The organism is Archangium violaceum (genome assembly GCF_016859125.1).
GTDB classification, from domain to species: domain Bacteria; phylum Myxococcota; class Myxococcia; order Myxococcales; family Myxococcaceae; genus Archangium; species Archangium violaceum_A.
This window is the reverse complement of sequence record NZ_CP069338.1, coordinates 10,037,725-10,057,386: the sequence shown is the minus strand read 5'-3', so window position 1 is coordinate 10,057,386 and position 19,662 is coordinate 10,037,725. Positions and strand designations below refer to the sequence as shown.

At 67.0% G+C, this 19,662-nt stretch carries 14 protein-coding genes and 1 pseudogene; 8 read left to right on the top strand and 7 right to left on the bottom strand.

What is annotated here, in order from left to right:
• Positions 1 to 163 precede the first annotated feature (163 nt).
• A complete protein-coding gene (locus tag JQX13_RS42490; protein WP_203405115.1) occupies positions 164 to 1,840 on the top strand; it encodes a hypothetical protein in 1,677 nt (558 codons plus the stop codon).
• Positions 1,841 to 2,414: 574 nt separating this feature from the next.
• On the opposite strand, the pseudogene JQX13_RS42485 reads toward JQX13_RS42490, so the two are convergent.
• Together JQX13_RS42485 and JQX13_RS42475 are read right to left on the bottom strand one after the other, a co-directional pair.
• Positions 2,415 to 2,813 (bottom strand): annotated as a pseudogene (locus JQX13_RS42485) (thiamine pyrophosphate-dependent enzyme).
• 271 nt (positions 2,814 to 3,084) lie between these two features.
• Positions 3,085 to 4,518: an FAD-binding oxidoreductase gene (locus JQX13_RS42475; RefSeq protein WP_203405113.1), complete on the bottom strand. Its 1,434-nt coding sequence runs from the start codon at positions 4,516 to 4,518 to the stop codon at positions 3,085 to 3,087.
• 771 nt (positions 4,519 to 5,289) lie between these two features.
• Between JQX13_RS42475 and JQX13_RS42470 the strand changes: the two genes are divergently transcribed.
• Positions 5,290 to 5,607 (top strand): YbhB/YbcL family Raf kinase inhibitor-like protein, encoded by a 318-nt coding sequence (locus JQX13_RS42470; protein ID WP_239014188.1) that lies wholly within the window; start codon positions 5,290 to 5,292, stop codon positions 5,605 to 5,607.
• A gap of 64 nt (positions 5,608 to 5,671) precedes the next feature.
• A complete protein-coding gene (locus tag JQX13_RS42465) occupies positions 5,672 to 9,100 on the top strand; it encodes a choice-of-anchor Q domain-containing protein (RefSeq protein ID WP_203405111.1) in 3,429 nt (1,142 codons plus the stop codon).
• 59 nt (positions 9,101 to 9,159) lie between these two features.
• Here JQX13_RS42465 and JQX13_RS42460 read toward each other — a convergent pair whose 3' ends face one another.
• On the bottom strand, positions 9,160 to 9,876 hold the full coding sequence (locus JQX13_RS42460) for a hypothetical protein (RefSeq protein ID WP_203405110.1): 717 nt from the start codon (positions 9,874 to 9,876) through the stop codon (positions 9,160 to 9,162).
• Between JQX13_RS42460 and JQX13_RS42455 the strand changes: the two genes are divergently transcribed.
• The 4 genes from JQX13_RS42455 (at position 9,875) to JQX13_RS42440 (ending at position 13,895) form a co-directional block, all read left to right on the top strand.
• Positions 9,875 to 11,548: a serine/threonine-protein kinase gene (locus tag JQX13_RS42455; protein WP_203405109.1), complete on the top strand. Its 1,674-nt coding sequence runs from the start codon at positions 9,875 to 9,877 to the stop codon at positions 11,546 to 11,548. The two genes, JQX13_RS42460 and JQX13_RS42455, sit on opposite strands and share 2 nt — an antisense overlap.
• Positions 11,549 to 11,667: 119 nt before the next feature.
• Positions 11,668 to 12,003 (top strand): DUF4180 domain-containing protein, encoded by a 336-nt coding sequence (locus tag JQX13_RS42450; RefSeq protein ID WP_203405108.1) that lies wholly within the window; start codon positions 11,668 to 11,670, stop codon positions 12,001 to 12,003.
• A gap of 144 nt (positions 12,004 to 12,147) precedes the next feature.
• Positions 12,148 to 12,642 (top strand): GNAT family N-acetyltransferase, encoded by a 495-nt coding sequence (locus tag JQX13_RS42445; protein ID WP_203405107.1) that lies wholly within the window; start codon positions 12,148 to 12,150, stop codon positions 12,640 to 12,642.
• Between the two features lie 110 nt (positions 12,643 to 12,752).
• Positions 12,753 to 13,895: a hypothetical protein gene (locus JQX13_RS42440; protein WP_239014187.1), complete on the top strand. Its 1,143-nt coding sequence runs from the start codon at positions 12,753 to 12,755 to the stop codon at positions 13,893 to 13,895.
• A 20-nt stretch (positions 13,896 to 13,915) separates the two neighbouring features.
• Here the strand turns inward: JQX13_RS42440 and JQX13_RS42435 are convergent, their stop codons facing one another.
• From JQX13_RS42435 to JQX13_RS42420, 4 genes are all read right to left on the bottom strand, one after another.
• Positions 13,916 to 15,379: an RtcB family protein gene (locus tag JQX13_RS42435; RefSeq protein ID WP_203405106.1), complete on the bottom strand. Its 1,464-nt coding sequence runs from the start codon at positions 15,377 to 15,379 to the stop codon at positions 13,916 to 13,918.
• A gap of 33 nt (positions 15,380 to 15,412) precedes the next feature.
• Complete coding sequence (locus tag JQX13_RS42430; RefSeq protein ID WP_203405105.1) at positions 15,413 to 15,832, bottom strand: archease; 420 nt, start codon at positions 15,830 to 15,832, stop codon at positions 15,413 to 15,415.
• A 129-nt stretch (positions 15,833 to 15,961) separates the two neighbouring features.
• Positions 15,962 to 17,557 (bottom strand): acyl-CoA carboxylase subunit beta, encoded by a 1,596-nt coding sequence (locus tag JQX13_RS42425; RefSeq protein WP_203405104.1) that lies wholly within the window; start codon positions 17,555 to 17,557, stop codon positions 15,962 to 15,964.
• Between the two features lie 52 nt (positions 17,558 to 17,609).
• A complete protein-coding gene (locus JQX13_RS42420) occupies positions 17,610 to 18,638 on the bottom strand; it encodes a mannosyltransferase family protein (RefSeq protein ID WP_203405103.1) in 1,029 nt (342 codons plus the stop codon).
• A 369-nt stretch (positions 18,639 to 19,007) separates the two neighbouring features.
• Here JQX13_RS42420 and JQX13_RS42415 point away from each other — a divergent pair, with 369 nt between their 5' ends.
• Positions 19,008 to 19,631, top strand: a complete 624-nt coding sequence (locus JQX13_RS42415) for a HupE/UreJ family protein (protein ID WP_203405102.1) — start codon at positions 19,008 to 19,010, stop codon at positions 19,629 to 19,631.
• Positions 19,632 to 19,662: the final 31 nt, after the last annotated feature.

Sequence of the window (19,662 nt, the reverse complement as noted above, 5' to 3'; positions counted from 1 at the left end):
CTCGCAGGGCGGTAGCGGGGCCAGCGGGCGCGCTCTCGCGGGCAACGCTGGGACATTCGACCGCAGAGCCTCGCCAATTCTCACTCTTCGATGCACAATCGCCCAAGAAGACGCCAACTGACGACCAGGCTGTACCTCCCTGTTTGCACAACGAGTGGTCATCATGAGCATTGAAGACGACAACAGCACGATTCAGAACATTTTGGGCGTCGCCGTGGGCCAGTCGCGACCCCACAAGAACTTAACGTACGAGGCTTTCTCCGACGCCATCGCAAGGAGAGATAAGACCAGTCTTTTGCTTGGCGCATCCAAAATTCTCTGGACTTTGTGGAAGGGCGAAGCCCCCCCTAAAGGAAGAGAAAATGATTACTACATCGGCCGAGCGTACCTGGGAAGAATCTCAGCAATTGCGGCAGGCCTCTGTCAGGCCACGAGCGATCGAGTCGCAATCACGGACGATGAACTTCTTGAACTTGCCGGGGAATTTCTAGGCGTCACGGACAGTGTGTCTGACCCAGCCTTCTTCAACCAGGAAGAGTTGCCACGGTTCACCAATGCTCTTCAGAACGATGAAGATTTCAAGAGCCACATTCCGCCACCCGAAATCATTCGCGGACATGCAGCAAGGTTGACGTTCATACGCACCTTGCGTTCTCAGTGGGATTTCAAGTCAGTGGATTTGAAAGGCGTACTGCGCACCTGGATCCTTGCTCAGCGTCTCGACGAGAAGTACGGCAGAGGGTTGCTAGATCGCCTTCGGCGTGCGATGAACATCGAACTGAGGGATCAACTGCGTGCTGGCTTTGCCATCCTCGCCACAGGGGACAACAAGACTCCTGGCCTCATAAGCGAGCAATCCCTCCTCGTTGATGCCGAGGTCGCGCGAACTCTCAATCTCGACACTGATGCACTGGCTCTCGTCACCAATAGAGTCTCTCGGGGCTGCACAGGCTTCACTGATTGGCATCGAGGCGTGTTGAGCGATTTCCCAGAGCCGTACCGAAAGTACGCTCCCCACCCCCTTGTGTCTCTCCCTTTGATACAGCTAGACACTTCCTTTCGTGGCTGGCCAACGTCTGCCAAAGGCTATCTCTGCCCGTCGCCGCCTCATCTGCTTTGGAGGATTCAATCGTCCTGTATTGATGCCATATGCGGCCTCGCTCCTGAGCAGGGGAAAGATCCTCGCGCAGATCTTGGAGATTGCCTATCCGACTACATCTTTGACTTCCTGACGCTGACGTGCGGGAAGGAAAATGTCTACAAACTGGATGAAATTGCAGATGGTTCCAAGAAACATGCCGACTTTATTGTGATGGCGGGCGAGGTCGCAATCGTCATCGAGTCGAAGACATCGCTGGGGAGCGCTCTTGCCAAGTCGGTTGTATCCCCGGAAGATCTTGTTGAAATTTGGTCGCGAATCTACTCAGCCTATCGGCAATGTGCGCACACGATCAGTAGCGACATATGGACCAAGACCCCAGGTCTCTCAAAGGCCAAAAAGTTCGTTTCGATTGTCTGCTTCGACGAGATCTTCTGTCCCGATGGGGCTGCTTTCAATGATTACGCCGAGCATGCAGGCCTACTGCAAGAGCTTGGGCTTGGTCCGGCAGAGGCAATTAGTCTTCAGAATCTTGAGATGTTTTTTGCCACGCTGAAGGCCCCTCAACTCGCATTCCTAATTCAAGCGAAGTGGTATTACAGGAAGCACGGCGAGATGCTGGAGACATTTATCCGCTCGCAAGCTGTAATTCAGACGCCACCCACTCTGGAGCATTTGCGCCCTGCCGCCGAGAGTTTACTCCCAGGCATCGACATGGCTAAATTCATTTCCTTGCATTGATGAAGACTAGGTTCGTCCGCATCTAGTCACCGAAGCGTCCCTCTTCGGGGTTGGTGCACTCGCCGGCCACCCCAAAGAGCGCCTCCATCTTTCCTAAGAGGCTGTTGGACACCTCTCGGAGCCGCCGGTCGCGCCAATTCCAGGTCCAGCATCCTGCGACTGCTCGGCTGTTGGGGAGGCACATGTCCCCCTGCCGGAATTGGCTCGTGGCGTTATCGCATGCCCGGGTGAGCGTCGGGCCCGACACATCCCCCGTTTGCGTCCTGGGCGGCTGACCGGTTCCCGCAGGGGCCTGCCATGTTGCACGTATGTCGCAGGAGCGTGCGGAATGGGCCGGAACGGGGCGGGACAGGAGGGGACGCGGCGGGATATCGACTCCCAATCATTCCGGGCGGTTACGGGGTAAGGGCGCGATTCTGCTGGAAGTTTCGCACCGCCCGGCGTGGGTTCGATTCCCGCCGCCTCCAAATAGAGGTTGCCCGCCGCGTTGATGTCGCTCAAGGCGGGTGGGACGGGCCTCAAACCTTGTCCAGGCGGCGGACCGTGCGCACCGTACTCCGAGCGGACGCGCCACTCAGCCTCCGGCCTGTTGCAGCATTTGCCGGGTGATGTCGTCGCGGGGAATTTTGAGCGCGATGAGAGAGCGTTGTCCCGTGTTCGCCTTGGCTCTCTCCAGGGCGGCCTCCAACTCCGGCATCGTGTGCACGGTGGTGCCCCAGCCTCCGCCAAGGACTTCGGGAAGCTTGGCGTAGTTCCACCCGTGCAGCAGATTGAAGTCCTCCGGGGCCTCGCGCCGAGTGAAGAACTTCACGTTCACGAAGGCCTGTTCGATGCCATACAGCCCATTGTCGAAGATGAAGACGATCGTGCCGTGCCGGGCGCGCACCACGTCGGAGAGCGCCTGTCACACCATCTGGAATCCTCCATCCCCGGTGAACACCACCGCGCGCCGGGTTGGATCCCCGAATCCCACGCCGAGGCAGGCCCCGGTGGTGTAGCCGATGGAGTTCCAGGCCGCCTGAGCTCGGGGTTCAGCAGGTAGGGCACCTTGGCCGGGTCATTCAAGTCCTTCACCCGGAGCTGCCGGTGCCGCAGGTACATCAGGTTGTTGCTCCCGCCGTCGGCCTCCATGGGGAAAATGCGGTTGCTGTACTCGAACAGCGCGATCTTCTTCTCCGGGTAGGCCTGCTTGAGGCGCCACGCGGCGTACACCCCGGAGAGGTTGGCTCACAGGGGGGAGACTGTTACCGCGAGCCGTCCGGCTCTCTCGGAAGGGGCGGGATGCTCTGCGGGAAATCGAAGACATTGTCGGGATCCACCTGGGTCTTGATCTCCCGGAGCCGCTGCACGTTCCCGCCGTAGTACAGCTCCAGGTAGGGCTGCTGGGCCTTCTCCTTTCCAGGCGTGGAGAGGCTCAGGTCGATGAAGTTGACGTACGTGCCCCGGGTGTACTCCGCCAGCGCGCTGCGGAAGCCCTCGGCCCACCGGGCACACTTCATGCCCAGGAGCGTGTCGGGGGTCCAAGCGCCCACGTACTCCTGGATGAAGCGGGCCTTCCGGTGGAAGAAGGCGGTGTCCTCGGGGGCTGGGTCCGCGAAGGCGCCCCCGAAGCTCTGCATCCAGAGCGCACACTGCTTGCTGGGAGCATTGTCGAGGCGGTCGACGATTGTCTTCAGCGATTCCTCTGGCAGGTTGTCGTACACGAAGGCACCGGTCGTCTTGAAGGGGTGCGGCGCGCTGTCGAAGGCGGCGAAGAACTCGGTGGTTTCATGGAAGCTCTTGCGCTCCATGAGGGGGTAGCCGTCCAGCGGAGGCACGGTCTCGACCCAGGGCTCGAGCAGGTTCGCCAGCGCCTCGGGGCTCCCGATGAACAGACCCTCCGAATGGACCTCCCGTGGCTTGCCGTTCTCGTCCAAGGTATCGCGGGGCTCGAAGGTGAGCTGGCAGGTCAGGTTACGGTCGGTGTCAGGCGCCCACTGCTGCCAGTAGCGCATGACGTCGATGAACTGATCATACTTCCAGCGCATCTCGTAGACCGTCAGCTCCGGGACCTGGTGGAGCTTGAAGGTGTACGCCGTGACAATGCCGAAGTTGCCACCACCTCCCCCGCGCAGGGCCCAGAACAGCTCCTTGTCTGGCACCGGGGAATCGGCGGTGAGCACGGCGATTGCTCCGGAAGGTTTGACCAGCTGGATGCTCACGATGTTGTCAAGGGTCAGACCGAAGGCCCGGCTCAGCATGCCGATGCCGCCACCCTGGGCGACTCCAGACACGCCAACGCTGGGGGCGGTACCCGCGGGGAAGACGAAGCCCTCCGCGCTGACGTGCTGGTAGACCTCGTCCTGCCGCATCCCCGCGCCGACGACGGCGTAGTTGCCTTGCTCGGTCTGGTTCACCTTGAATTGCTTCAGCTTGCTGACATCGATGATCAAGCCATCGTCCATGAGCGACAGCTCTTCGTAGCTGTGCCGTCCGCTGCGGACGCGGAAAGGCATCTGGTTCTTCCGCGTGAACATGAGCGCGGCACTCACCTGCTCGGCGTTCTCGCAGAAGGCGATGGCGGCGGGATAGCGGCTGAATCGGGTGTTGTAGTTCCTCCGGGCCTTGCCGTACTCCGCGTCGCTCTTCGTGACGACCGTGATTCCAACATCTTCAAGCTGTGACCAGGCACTGGACATGGGCGTGCGCTCCCAGGCTAGGGGTGACGAGGTAGGGCGCATGTTGAAAGCGAAGGGGAGTGCTGTCTGTGATCCTGGTCACTCTGCGGCGGTGAGATGACCGCTAGCCGCAGGAGCCCGCGCAGAAGACGTAGCAGCACGGGTCATCCATCATCGTGGGGCCGCTCTGCGCCTTCTCACAGCAGGAGTTGGATACTTCCTCGCGTACCTGGCACCCACTCATGTCAACCGTCGCCGGGAACTTCGAGCCCTGGAGGAGCTGTCCAGGTGGAATGCACTCAGTCTGGATGCGGCCTCCCTGACACCTCACGTGCTCCTCCTGGCGAGGCATCTTCTCGCAGGAGAGCCCCAGCAGAAGGAGTACGGTCCAGAGCGAGGAGCGACCTCCTCATCCGGAGCTGATGGGCCAGGTACGGGCCCTCGGACTGGGAACGGGGCCCGTCCCAGTGTCGTTGCTGGATGGGTTGCCCCACCACCACCACGACCGCCCCGGCGGCCTTTCCCTACGATGTTCGCTGTTTCATTCATGCTGGTCGCCGCGTGCACGAGCGCGTGCACCGGCCTCAACCCAGGAGGCATCCCCTTGAAGACGAATCCCCATGCGGCCCTTCCCGCCGCCGCGAGCTTCACCCTGCGGAGCACGGACGTCCGTGACGGTGAGCCGATGCCCGAGGCACAGCGCAGCGGCATCTTCGGCGGTGGGGGGCAGGACGTTTCCCCTCAACTGTCGTGGAGCGGCTTTCCGTCAACACGCGCGGCTTCGCTGTCACCATGTACAATCCCGACGCGCCCACGGCGAGCGGCTTCTGGCACTGGGCCGTGGTCAACATTCCCGCGAGCGTGACGAGCCTTCCCACGGGGGCCGACACGGAAGACGGCTCGAAGTTGCCTCCGGGTGCGTTCCAGCTTCCGAACGATGCGCGGATGAAGCGCTACCTTGGAGCGGCACCGCCTCCGGGGAGTGGTAAGCACCGTTACTACATCGTCGTCCACGCGCTGGACGTGGAGTCGCTCCAGATTCCTCCGGACGCGACGCCCGCGTTCCTGGGCTTCAACCTGCTCGGCCATACGCTGGGCAGGGCCATCTGATCGGCATTGGTGCTACGTTGCGCGCCTGGCTCGAACCGACCTCGTTTCACCGGGGGGAAAACCGATGTGCTTCACGTCCCGGCCGCTGCTCGCGGTCCTCTGCGGAATCACCCTGTTCGCGTTCGCGTGCTCCTCCGACGGAGGCGACGACGCCTTGTGCGGAAACGCCCTTATCGAAGGCGGAGAGGCGTGCGACGACGGCAACCGGCGCGATGGCGACGGGTGCGACGCAGCTTGCAGGGTCGAGGCGCCGGCCACGGATTGCGCCGGCGTCGCGGGCGGCGAAGCGGTTCGCGACCACTGCGGCCGCTGCGTCGGCGGGACGACGGGTGAGGCCGCGTGTGTGCAGGACTGCGCGGGCGTGTGGGGCGGCACCGCTTCCGTCGACCAGTGTGGCGCGTGCGTGAGCGGCACCACCGGCCAAACCGCGTGCGTGCAGGACTGCGCGGGGGTCTGGGGCGGCACCGCCTCCGTCGACCGCTGCGGCGTGTGCACGGGCGGCACGACCGGCCAGACCGCCTGCGCGCAGGACTGCGCGGGCGTGTGGGGCGGCACCGCCTCCGTCGACCGCTGCGGCGCGTGCGTGGGCGGCACCACCGGCAACACCGCCTGCGCGCAGGACTGCGCGGGGGTCTGGGGTGGCACCGCCTCCACTGACCAGTGCGGCGCGTGTGTGGGCGGCACCACCGGCCAGACCGCCTGTACTCAGGACTGCGCGGACGTGTGGGGCGGCACCGCCTCCGTCGACCGCTGCGGCGCGTGCACGGGTGGTACCACCGGCCAGACGGCCTGCACCCAGGACTGCGCGGGCGTGTGGGGTGGCACCGCCTCCGTCGACCGCTGCGGCGCGTGCGTGGGCGGCACCACCGGCCAGACGGCCTGCGCGCAGGACTGCGCGGGCGTGTGGGGCGGCACCGCCTCCGTCGACCGCTGCGGCGTGTGCACGGGCGGCACCACCGGCCAGACCGCCTGTACCCAGGACTGCGCCGGGATCTGGGGCGGCACCGCGCAGGTGGATACCTGCAACCGGTGCACGGGAGGAACGACGGGCCGCGTGGCGTGCTCGGGCCGAACGTGCCCCCTTGGCGCGGGCGAGACGGTGCAGGCGCTCGTCGACAACCCGGCGTGCGAAGTCGTCGCGCTGCCGGAAGGCCTTTTTCGTGGCCCCATCCGCGTCGAGCTCGCCCGGATGGGCGGCAAGAGCGCCGTGGAGGTCCGGGGCTCGTCCCTCGACGGCTCCGTGGTCGAGAGCGGCGGACCGCCAGCGTTCCAGATCGAGCCCAGCGCGACGCTGCGCATCACGAGCCTCACCATCCGTGGCAACGCCGGAGTGCCCGGCGCCCCGGGATTCGCCGGCTCCGCCGTCTACAACCGGGGAACGGCCACGCTCGACGGCGTCGCCGTCACGCGGAACATCGGACTCAACACCGGCGCGATCATGAACGAGCATCGCATGGAGATTCGCTCGTCGATCATCTCCGAGAACGTCAACCGCGGCGGGCCCCGTGCCTTCGGCGGCGCGATCTACAACTCCGGAGAGCTCTATGTCGGCGGGAGCGCGATCACGGGAAACGAGGCGAGCTCGACGGGCCTCAACTACGGCGGCGGCGTCTGTAACGACGGCGGCAGCGTGACCATCGAGGACAGCGAGATCGCCGGTAACCGGGCGTCGAATGGGAGCCGCGTCGCCGGCTCGATGGAGGGAGGCGGCGTCTTCAGTGCCGGCGGTGCGATCGACGTCCGCCGCTCCCGCATCCACCAGAACCGCGTCGAGAACGCCGGGAGCGGTGCCCACGGCGGCGGCATCGCCGCGTGGGGCTCCACCGTGACCCTCTCCGCGGACTCGGAGGTCTCATTCAACGAACTCGTCGCGGAGTCGGAAGCGTACGGCGCGGGCATCTACCTCCAGGAGCACGCGCAGCTCCACGCGGACGGGGTCACGTTCGAGGGAAACGTCGGCAAGGCGGGGATCTGGGTCGGCGGGGCAGCGGTGATGGCGAAGCAGACCTCGCTCCGTCTCGCGGGCAATCGCCTCGCGAACAACCGGCTCGAGGTCACCGCGTCTTCCGGCGGCCAGCTGCTTGGCGGCGTTCTGTACGTCCGCGAAGGCACGCTGAAGATGTCCGGTGGGCAGCTCATCGGGAACACGATGCGGAACGGGTGGGTCCAGGGCGGGCTCGTGCGCGTGGACGAGTACGCGTCCCCGTCCGAGGTCGACGAGTCGCTCGAGCTCGAAGACGTGACCATCGCCGAGAACGTCGTGACGACGAGCGACAACCTCGACGGCGGGCTGCTCTCGGCCGTCCGGACGCTGCGGCTCAAGGACTGCGACATCCACTCGAACGCCGTCACGTCGGCCGCGCAGTACGGCTCGAAGGGCGGGCTGGTGCACTTCTACTGGAGCCGCGCGACAACGACGCCGCTCCTGCCTGGCGCGCTTGCGGTCGAGGGAACGCGCGTGGAGGGGAACACCGTTGCCAGCACGAACGGCGTGTCCGGAGGGCTTCTCTACGCGTATCTCGCGCGGACCTCGCCCGTCGTCGTCACGCTCGCGAGCTCCACGTTCGTGGACAACGCCGTTGCCAGCTCGCGAGGCCTGACGCAAGGCGGATTGTTCCATCTCGAGGAGGCCCGACACGTCGCGATCGTGGACTCGGTCCTGCGCGCCAACACGATCACGTCCGGCGTCGACGGCGGGTCGACGATGAATCCGGGCGTCGTCCATGGCGGCCTGCTCTACCTGGCGTCCACGTCCGGATCTTCCGGTGACCCGGATCCGGACGGCGAGATCGCGTTCGTCCGCACGGACGTGAGCCGCAACCGCGTCGGGACCTCGCTCGCGACCGACGCCGTGCAAGGCGGTCTCTTCATGCTGTACGTGCCGAGGCACGCCGCGGGACGCCTGTTCACGCTCTCCGCGACGAACAGCACGATCTCCGAGAACGTGGTTCAGGCCCGGTCGGCGGTGAACGGCGGGATCCTGAACCTGTTCAACCGCGATGGGAGCGACGTGCTCGTCGACCTGAGCAACGCGACGCTCGCGCTCAACCAGACGAACGGACCGCTCGGAACGATCTTCGAATTTGGCGAGCCGCCCACGTCGCCATCCTACCGGGCGGCCGTCGTCCGGTTGCGGAACACGATCCTCGCTCGGAACGACGCGCCGGGCGGTGCGGACTGTCCGCTGCGGGGGCCGCTGTCCACGACGACGTCGTCTGGCCACAACCTGTTCGGCGATGTCACCGCGTGCGTCGGGATGACGCTCGCCTCGACCGACCTCGTCGGGCACGATCCCCTGTTCGGCGCATCCGGAGACCACGGCGGTCCGGTCCCGTCGCTGCCGATCGAGCCGGAGAGCCCCGCCGTCGACGGCGGCGATCCCGCGGGGTGCGTCGATGCAACCGGCGTTCTGCTCTCGACCGATCAGCGCGGGCTTCCGAGGCCGTCGGGCGCGCGGTGTGACATCGGCGCGTTCGAGCTCCAGCTCCCGTAGGCCCGCTTTGGGCACACGCCCGCTCAGGCCGCGGGCGGGGAGGGCGGAGGGCCTCCCACTCAGAAGGCGAGCCGGAGCCGCAGGCCGACGTGGTGGGGCGCCATCGCCACGCTGACGTGCCAGTCGAGCGCGGCCTGGCCCTCTTCGGAGAGCGCCTTTCCCTCACGGTAGGCGCGGAGCGCGTCCTGGGCTCCGGTGGGCTGCGTGAGAATCATCACCTCACCGAGCAGCCACCCGGTGGCGGCGGTGATCGCGGCGGAGGGCCAGCGGTCGAAGAACAGCCCCAGCACCAGCCCGGTGAGGACGTTGTAGAGGACGTTGGCTCCGTGCATCACCCAGCTCCGTCCCTCTTCTTCGCTCCGGGCACTCCGGACGAGCAGCCGCTCGGCCTCGGCGAGCACCTCGCAGTCCACCGGCCCCTGTTGCCGCGCGGCCAGTGCGTCGAGCGTGGGCGAGTCCTCCATCACGGCCAGGGGCACCGCGAGCAGCGCCGCCACGCCCCCCACCGAGGAGATCGCGCCCACGTAGAAGTCCGGCTGCTCCGCCGGAGCGAAGAGGGGAGCCAGCGTGAGCTGGCCCAATGTCAGCACGGAGTAACTGGCGCCCCATGCGCCCGTCCAGATTCGCGCCCGCCGCGCGTCCTCGTGCAGGTGCGATTGGATGAAGGCGAGCCGCCGTGAGGGCTCCAGCTCTCCCACCGCCGCGCTCGCCCCCCGTGCCACGGAGGGACAACACTCGCCTTGCCGCCACGGCTGCAAGATAATGCGGTCCCCCATGCCTCACTCCGCCCCTCCAGGTAGCGCGGCGCCGCTCGGTACGCAGTTGCTCGCCGAGCACTTCCGGGCGGACGCCGTGGCCCGCGAAGCCACGGTGACCCGGTTCATCAGCCGGGTGTCCTGCATCTTCGTCGTCTCCACGCTCGGGATGACCCCCCTCATCGGCTGGCCCCGCGCCCTGTCCGTCGCGGGCCTGTGTGCCTTCTTCGCCGTCTATTACGGGGGGCTGTCCCGGTTGCTACGGCGAGGCTGGTTCCACCCCGCCGTCCACTGGGTCAACATCGGCCTGGAGACCACCACCGGAGCGTTCCTCTTCGTCTGCGACACGCTCTTCGCGACCGCCGAGCAGGCGCTGGGCAACCCCATGTCCGTCCTCTGGAGCGCGACCATCGTGCTCGCGGCGCTACGTGGCAAGCGCAGCCTGGCCATCTTCGCCGGTGGTCTCGTGGCCGCCCAGACGGTGCTGCTCTACTTCCTGCTGGCCTGGCCCCGGCTGACCGAGCCCGTTCCCCTGATGCTCACGGCGCCGCTCGTGGTTCTGCGGGCCGCCTATTACTTCATCATCGGATGGCTGGCGGCGCTCGTGGCCGGCTACCTCACGCACAGGGCCGAGGAGGCACTGCACGCCGTGCGGGAGAAGGATCTGGTGGGCAAGTACTTCCTCCACGAGCGGCTGGGGGTGGGAGGCATGGCGGAGGTGTTCCGTGCCACCTACAGCCCGGAGGGCGGCTTCGAGAAGGTGGTGGCCATCAAGCGCATCCTCCCGGCCTACGCCGAGGACGAGGACTTCGTGACGCTGTTCCGCCGGGAGGCGGAGCTGGGCTCGCTGCTCAACCACCCCAACATCGTCCAGGTGCTCGACGTGGGCCGGTTCGGGGACACCTACTTCATGGCCATGGAGTTCATCGAGGGGCTCTCCCTGCGCGAGCTGATCAAGCGCCACGGACCGCTGCCGCTGGCCGTGGTGGCCTACATCGGGGCGGAGATGGGTGAGGCGCTCGACTATGTCCACCGGCGCACCGCGAGCGACGGTGTGCCGCTGAACCTCGTCCACCGGGACGTGAATCCGCCCAACATCCTCTTGTCACGGATCGGCGAGGTGAAGCTGGGGGACTTCGGGGTGGCGCGCGCGGCCATCCATGTCCGCCTCACCCGGGCGGACCGGGTGCGCGGCAAGCTGGGGTACATGTCTCCGGAGCAGGCCCGGGGCCACGCCTTCGACGGGCGCGCGGATCTCTTCGCGCTCGGCCTCACGCTGCACGAGGCACTCACGGGACGGCGCGTCTTCCAGGGGGAGGATGCCTCCGACACGGTGCGCAGCTCCCCGCCGCCCTTCCTCGTGCCGCCCTCGGTCCACCGCCCGGACGTGCCGCCCGCGCTGGATGCCGCCATCATGGACCTGCTCCAGTGGCAGGTGGCGGACCGCACGGACCGGGGCCAGCGGCTGCGCGAGCAACTCTGTGCCCTGACGGGAGAGCTCGCGCCCCATCCCCATGGACAGCGGGAGCTGGGCCGCCTGGTGCAGGAAGCCCTCGCGCTCAAGGGGGGCCGGGTTCCTCCGCGGAGCGCGGAGCAGGGGACCCGGCTGGAGCACATGCCCTCCCAGGCGGGAAGCGAGGAGCCCACGGCGGTGCTGCCGGGGGGAAGCCCGCTCGCGAACGGCTCACGGTAGAGCGTCGAAGGAGGACTGGACGTAGCCGCGGAGCCGCGCCAAGCGGATTCAGCCGCCGGAGGTTGGCCCCGTCCGCTGGATCGGTCATTGATCCAGACCCGTAGCCGAGAGGAGAACCCATGAGTGAAGAGCGCCGAGTCGTCGTTGCCTCCGAAGCAGGCATCACCATCCGAACCGTCCGGGACGTGACCGACGCCGTCGGCGCATGCTTTGGGGCGGAAGGAATCCTCTTCACCGAGGAGGACCTCTCTCCGGAGTTCTTCAACCTTCGCAGTGGGTTGGCGGGCGAGTTTCTTCAGAAGTTCGTGAACTACCGGCTGCGCGTGGCGCTCGTGGTGCCCCATCCGGAAGCCCACGGCGAGCGCTTCAAGGAGCTCGCCTACGAACATCGATCGCACCCCCTGGTGCGGTTCGTTCGTTCCCGGGCGGAAGCCGAAGCCTGGCTCCGTGCTTGACGCGTTCATCGGGCAGGGCTCCATTCCGAGCGGGATTTCCGAGCGGCGGTCGCACGGCTACCTGGTGTTGGGTGGCCGTGTTCTTCGCCGATCCCGACTTTTGAAGAGCTGCCCGTGACGGGTCCCGCCAGGTGGGAGGTTTGCATGAACCAGCCTTTTGACATTCGTCCATTCCGGCCGGCCGACTTGCCGGCCATGCAGGAGCTCAGGCAGCTCGCCTTCAGGCCGGTCTTCCAATCCTTTCGAGACATCGTCGGTGAGGAGATCGGCGAGAGGGCCTTTTCGGACGCGGACGCGGAGCAGTCCCGGCTGCTCGAGACGCTATGCGGCACGGGTTCGGGTCATCAGGTCCTCGTGCTCACGGTCAGCGATGAGGTCGTGGGCTTCGTCACCTTCTCGCTCGATGAGAAGAAGCAGGTGGGCGAGATCGGCCTGAACGCCATGCATCCGGCTCATGCTGGCCAGGGCCTCGGCGCCGCCATGTACGCATTCGTCCTGGAGCGGATGAAGAGCGCCGGCATGAAGGTGGCCACGGTGAGCACGGGCGGCGACCCCAGCCATGCCCCGGCCCGGCGCGCCTACGAGAAGGTCGGGTTCGGCCACGCGCTGCCATCGGTGTCGCTGTACAGGTTGTTGTGAGTTGCCGTCCTCGGGCGCGTCCCGAGGCCCCAGGCTCCAAGTCCCTGCCGGGTGACCCGAGTCACCACCTGGTGACTGCAGTCACCAGGGCGGAGCTCGCCGCGAGCTCCGTGGGGCGGCGCCCGCACTGGAAGATCAAGGACTTCCACCGCCCGCTGCGTGGCATGCGCTCTGCAGTCGCGCATGGCCAGAAACCGCAGGCAATGCGCCTCCGCAATACTGAACTGGGTGGATACATGTACATCATCAAATCTCAGGGCCCGAGCGCGTTGATCGCCAGGGCTCGACTGGCCTCGAGTCCGGTCGATTCAGCCGCCAGGACTCAGCCCTCCTCTCCGGAGGCCCCGGGAATCGCGCGGGCGGTGGATTCCGGTGGCTCCCTGGGCGCCGCTGCGCGTCTTGGCAGAGTGGTGGATGGGTTCGATGCCGGTGGCATCCAGGGTGGAAGTTCCGGCATACCCGCGGCCGCGAAGGAGGATTCATTTGATGAATCCTCCAGCACCGCGGCCGATGGGACGAGAATCCCCGGGCCCAAGGACACGAGGCCGCCGGGGGACACCCGATCGGCGGCGGATATCGTCAAGGACACTCCCGTCCTGTCGAAGCTTGGCCGCCAGAAGGACATCAAGTTCGAGCAGCTCTGCAAGCAGACCGGAGTCGACCCCAAGATCGCCCTGACGGACTCTCGTCAGAATCCCGATGCCGTCTACCGGCTGGCCAAGGTGCTGGAGTACATCGACAGCTCCATGACCGCCGACGGTGAGGATCGGTCGAACAAGGTCCGGGACGGACGGGGAGACGGCAATATCGAGGGCATCACCAAGGATGGAGATGCCAGGCATGGAACAGAAGCCGGATTGCTCAAGGATTTCGCTGAGAAGGGTTACGGCGCTCTGAACGCCGAGCATCGGCTGGATGTCACGTCCGACACCCATGTCAAGAAGGACGGGAGCAACAAGGACAACTTCCAGTGGTTCGCCGGGGAGGTTGGCAAGAAGCTGTGGTTCATCCCGGGTCTCAGCAATGTCCTGACTGGGATTGGTGACTCGGAGGGTGGGTTCCTGGGGGCCCTCAAAGGGGGATTTGGCGGAGTGCTCAAGACCTGGAAGGGGGTCGCCGAGGGCGTTTTCGGGGCCCTGAAGGGTGGCAGGATCAATCCCTTCTCCATGGCGCTGGGCGCTTACACGGGCGCGCTCGGAGAGACCAAAGCCGCCCCCAAGGAAGTGAAGGATGTCGTCAACCTGTTGCCCTGACCCACACGACACCGGGACCTTCAGCCCTTGAGCACCGCAAGGGGCACCAGCCGTGCCACCTTCCGGGCGATGCCCGCGGCCTCCACCGTGTCCACCACCCGATCGACGTCCTTGTAGGCGGTGGGGGCCTCCTCCGCGAGCTCCGCGTTCGAGGGGCATTCCACGATGATGCCCCGGGCATTCAGCTCCTTGCGCAGCTCCGCGCCGACCACCTGCCGCTTCGCGGTGGCCCGGCTCATCCGCCGGCCCGCACCATGGCAGGCGCTGCTGAGCGAGATGGCTCGCGACTCGCTCCGCCCCGCCAGCACGAAGGAGGCCGTGCCCATGCTGCCGGGGATGAACACCGGCTGGCCGACCTGCTGGTAGGCCGCGGGCAGCTCCGCGTTCCCCGGGCCGAACGCCCGCGTCGCGCCCTTGCGGTGGACGCACAGTCGCTCCCCTCCGTACGTCTCCACCTTGGCGATGTTGTGGGCCACGTCATAGACAATCCGCGGCCAGCACTCGGGCTGGGAGCCGAGCCTCCGGCTGAATACCTCGCGCACCCGGTGGGTGAGCACCTGCCGGTTGCACCAGGCGAAGTTGGCCGCGGCGCACATGGCCGCGTAGTAGTCCTGTCCCTCGGGTGACGAGAACGGTGCGCAGGCGAGCTGCCTGTCCACGAGCCGGATGCCTTCCCGGGCCAATGCCCGATCCATCTCCCGTACGGCGTCCGTGCAGACCTGGTGCCCCAGCCCGCGTGAGCCGGTGTGGATGAGGACGGTGAGCTGCCCCTCGAACAGCCCGAACGCCTCGGCCGCCTCCCGGTCGTAGATGCGCTCCACGCGTTGCACCTCGATGAAGTGATTGCCGCCCCCGAGCGTCCCGAGTTGATCATGCCCCCGTTCCCTTGCCCGGACGGAGATCCTGGACGCATCGGCGCCGGAGAGGTGGCCGCCCGCCTCGATGTTCGGGAGGTCCTCCCGGGTCCCCAGTCCCAGGACGTCCACCACGTAGGGGACCCCTTCGGCGAGGACCCGCTCGAGCTGCTCCAGGTCCAGGGACAGCCGGCCGTGACGACCAAAGCCCGTGGGAATGCTCCGGGCCAGGTCGTGGGCCAGGGCTGGTAGGAGCGCCTCCACCTCTCCGTGGAGAAGCCCGGTGGAGAGCAGCCTCACGCCGCAGTTGATGTCGAACCCGATTCCACCTGGCGAGATGACCCCATGGGGCAGCAGGGTGCTCGCTACGCCGCCCACGGGGAAGCCGTAGCCCTCATGCATGTCCGGCATGCCGATGGCGAAGCCCTGGATGCCCGGCAGCGTCGTCACGTTGACGAGCTGGAGCATGCTGTGGTCCTGGGACATCTCCCGCAGCAGCTCCTCGTCGGCGACGATCCGGGCCGGCACGCGCATGTCCTCACGGAAGCTCGGGTCCAGCTCGTAGAGGGCCGGGCCGATCTGGCGAAGGAGCGGTGAGAGCCGCTGCTGGACTTCGACGGTGGGTTCCATGCTCGCCTCGAGGCGGCCGGGGCCGCGATGGGATCAGACGTCGAGCACGACGGTGGCGATGAAGCACTCCTCGTGCTCGTGGATCTCCAACCCATGGAAGGTGGCGGCCTTCACCGCGGTCTTGAGCACCGGGGGCGTGAAGCCGCGGATGCGGGCGTGCAGCTTCCGCTCGGAGAGCTCGTCCACCGTGAAGTCCGTGTAGACCTGCTTCCGCGCGTCCGCGCGGGAGATGAGCTCGTTGAGCCAGTCGACGAGCAGGGCCTCGGTATCCGACGCCTCGAGCGTGACATGCTCCTCCTGCGCGTCGGGCGGTGTCTCCGGCCGTTCCTCGCCGAGCATGAGCTCGGCCAACGCATACCCCGCTTCCTCGAAGAGATCGGACAGGCTGAAGCCCTCGATGCGGATCCGGACCTCCCCGGTGTGCGGCTCGAACTGGTAGGTGCCCGCCTCCACGGACCACCTCCCTGGGTAGGGGACTCCCTTCTCAACGTGGAGGCGCCCGCGGTTGGGAGCAACAGGGTCCGTGCGCACGGGCGAGCCCTCTCCCTGGCTGCCATCGGGAAGGGCGGGCGCGCGTCCTCCTCACCAGGTGTCGATGAACCTGCGCCGCCCCTCGCGCACCGGACGGGGGACGGAGCGCAGGCCCCGGAGGAGCCAGGAGCGGGTCTCCGCGGGGTCGATCACCGCGTCGATCTCCAGGAGCGAGGCCATGTTGATCGCCCTGCCGCGCCGATGGGCCTCGGCGATCATCGCCTGGGCCATCTCCTCGCGGGCCGCCGGGTCCTCGATCGCCTCGAGTTGCTTGCGCATCCCGACGCGGACGGCCCCCTCCAGGTTCATCCCCCCGAACTCGCCCGTGGGCCAGGACACGATGAAGAACGGCGCGTGGAAGTGTCCGCCGGCCATCGCCTGCGCTCCGAGCCCGTATCCTCGCCGCAGGACGACCGTGAAGAACGGGACCGAGAGGCTGGCCGCGTTCACGAACATGCGGGAGACGTGGCGCACGAGGGCGGTCGTCTCGGCCTGCGGTCCCACCATGAACCCGGGGGTGTCACACAGCGACACGATGGGGAGCCCGAAGGCGTCACACAATTGGAAGAAGCGCGCGGCCTTGTCGGAGGCGTTCGCGTCGATGGCGCCGCCGAGGTGGAACGTATCGTTCGCGATGAGCCCGAGCGGCTGTCCCTCGATTCGCACCAGCGCCGTCACCAGGCTTCGCCCGAAGTCACGGCGCAGCTCGAGCACGGACCCCGCGTCCGCCAGCGTCTCGATGATGGGCCGGATCTTGTAGGCACGGCGACGGTTCTCGGGCAGGGCCTCTCGCAACGTCGACTGGTCGGCACAGGCGCCCGGGGAGATCGGGCCCTGGAAGTAGGAGAGGTATTGCTTCGCGACGGCTACCGCCTCCGCCTCGTCGCGCACGCGGATGTCGATGACACCGTTGCGGGTCTGGACATCCGCCGGGCCAATCTCCTCCGGTGCGAACGTCCCGAGCCCGCCTCCTTCGATCATCGCCGGGCCCCCCATCCCGATGTTGCTGTTGTCCGTCGCGATGACGACGTCGCAGGAGCCCAGCAGCGCCGCGTTCCCGGCGAAGCAGCGCCCGGAGGCGATTCCGACACGGGGGACGAGCCCCGAGAGCGAGGCGAAGGCCAGGAAGCTGGGCGTGTCCAGTCCCGCGACGGTGTGCGTGTCCGTGTCGTTCGGGCGCCCGCCACCGCCCTCGGCGAAGAGCACCACGGGCACGCGCCACTGCGCGGCGAGCGCGAGCATGCGGTCGAGCTTCTGGTGGCCCATGAGGCCCTGGGTGCCGGCGAAGACCGAGTAGTCATAGGCCATCACCAGGGTGCGTGCGCGCTCGTCATCGAAGAGGGCGCGGTTGACGGTGCCGAGCCCGCAGACGAGGCCGTCCGCGGGGCTCGCCCGGATGAGGTCCTCCAGGGAGCGGGTCGAGCGTTGCGCCGCGAGCGCGAGCCCTCCGTACTCGACGAAGCTCCCCGGGTCGACGAGGTCGTCGATGTTCTCCCGGGCCGTGCGCTGGCCGGTCTTGCGCCGCCGGGCGACCGCGTCCGGACGGCCGGCGTCCGTGGTCGCCGCGAGACGCTCCCGGAGCTCCGCGAGCTCGGGGCGGACCTCGCCCGTGGATGACCTGCGGCCGTCGCCGTTCGTATCGCTCATGGGCGCGGGATGATGCCTCGGGAGGCCCGTGGGCACCAGCGCGGGGCGTCCCTCAATAGGCCCATTCACCCAGGCCGTAGTGCCGCGCGGTGGACACGTTGAGCAGGAACAGGACCAGCACCGCGATGAATTGGAACCAGCGGGGACGCCGCGCGCATCCGTCTCCGAGGAAGAAGAACAGCGGGAAGACCGGGGCCGCGAACCGGAAGGTGTTGACGAACTCCCCCTGGAGCAGTTGCACCAACAGGCAGAGCACCGCGTAGATGCCCAGGGCCGGCTGCCGACGCGCGAGCATCACGGCTCCAACGAGGAGGACCCACCACGTGACGTACCAGAGCACATTGTGCGGATCGGTACTCTGCCAGGGATTGCCGAAGACGAGCGTCCTCAGTGCGCCACCGAGCGATTCCACGTGCGTCCACCCCTTCTGGGCTTGCATGAAGGCGAAGGGCGAGCCCGCGACGACGGTCTGGAACGTGAGGAAGCCCAGCACCCCGAGCAGGCTGAGGCCTCCGGCGACGAAGAACGCACGGACCCGGCGGGCGGGCACCGTCTCGACCCAGGCCGCCAGCAGCGCGGTCATCGCTCCCACGAAGACGCCCTGGTTGCGCGTCATGGCGCAGAGTGCGCCGAAGAGCCCTCCCCATGCGGGCCTCTTCGTCCCGCTGAAGAAGAACGAGAGGAACGACAGCAGCAGGAACAGCGCCTCGGTATGGTGCGAGTGGAAGATGTAGCTCGCGGGTGAGAAGAGGAAGAAGAGCCAGCCCAACCGGCTGTTCGGCGTCAGCCTCGCCGGAAGATCGTCCCGTTGGGAAACCCGGACGCAGACGAAGACGAACAGGGCGAACATCACGGTGGAGAACGCCGCGCCCAACCACTGTATCTCGGTGACGCCCAGGAGCTTCGCGAGAGCCCCGACGGTGAGCGGATACGCCGGGTAGAAAGCGAAGAGGTTACCGCTGTACCCATCGCGTGCGATGGCCGTGTAGTAGTTCGCGTCCCAATAGGTGAGGAGGTGCCCGAACGGCTGATGGCGCCGGAATGCGATCCACCCCCAGATGGCCAGGTGCATGACCACCATGGCGACGGCACTCACGGAGACGAAGCGAAGGGTTGCGGGGCGCGACAAGTCCGGAAGGAAGGGGCGCTCGGGTTGTGACGTAGACAGCGGAGGCTCCAGGTCGAAGTCGGACGGGGTTGCTTCGCAGCCCGCTTGGCTCCATGTCAACGAGTACTCGACAGGGCCCCCCAGGACCGGGGTGACCTGGTGCCCCAGGAGCACCCGCCGGAGCTCCTCGTCGAGCCGGTGGCTGAGCCCTGGTAGCCGGTGGCGGGCGCCGAGTGGCCAGAGGAGGCTGCCGCCAGCGGTGCATTGGATTGTTGATGTAATCGAGTTGCAATAGATTGTTGGGTGCGATAACTGAGGTGTCCCTCTCGCCTCGGAACTCGCATGCTGGAAAGTGCCCTGAGCCTCGGGTTGGTCCTCGGGCTTCGTCACGCCTCGGACGCGGATCACGTCTGCGCCATCGCTTCGCTGTTGAGGTCCGGGCAGGGCTTCCGGGCGGCCGTGCGCACGGCGCTTCTCTGGAGCCTGGGCCACTCGTCCACCTTCTTCGCGGTCGGGGCGGTGCTCGTCGGCGGGCGGCTGTCGGTGCCGGACGCCTGGGAGCCGGTGATGGAGCTCCTCGTCGCCGTCCTGCTGGTCGCGCTGGGGGTCGTGCAGTGGCGCCATGCGGACTGCCCGCTGCCCGAGAGCCCCGAGCACACGAGGCCTCACTCCTGGCGTGTGGTGCTGGTGGGCGTCGTTCACGGTCTGGCGGGCTCCGCGGGCATCGCGCTCCTCGCGCTCACCACCGTCCGCGAGCGGCTCGCCGCCTTCCTGTTCCTCCTCCTGTTCGGCGTGGGGGTCTCCGGGGGCATGGTGCTGCTCACCATCCTCTTGTCACTGCCCCTGGGCTTCGTCGTCCGGAACTCGGAGCGCTGGCGCTCCCGCGTTCTCAAGACGACCAGCGCGCTCGGCATCGGGCTCGGCGCGTGGATGGGCGTGTCGGGGCTGCGAGCCCTCGTGGGCTGAGCGCACGGGGCACGAACGTGAGGTCGGAAAG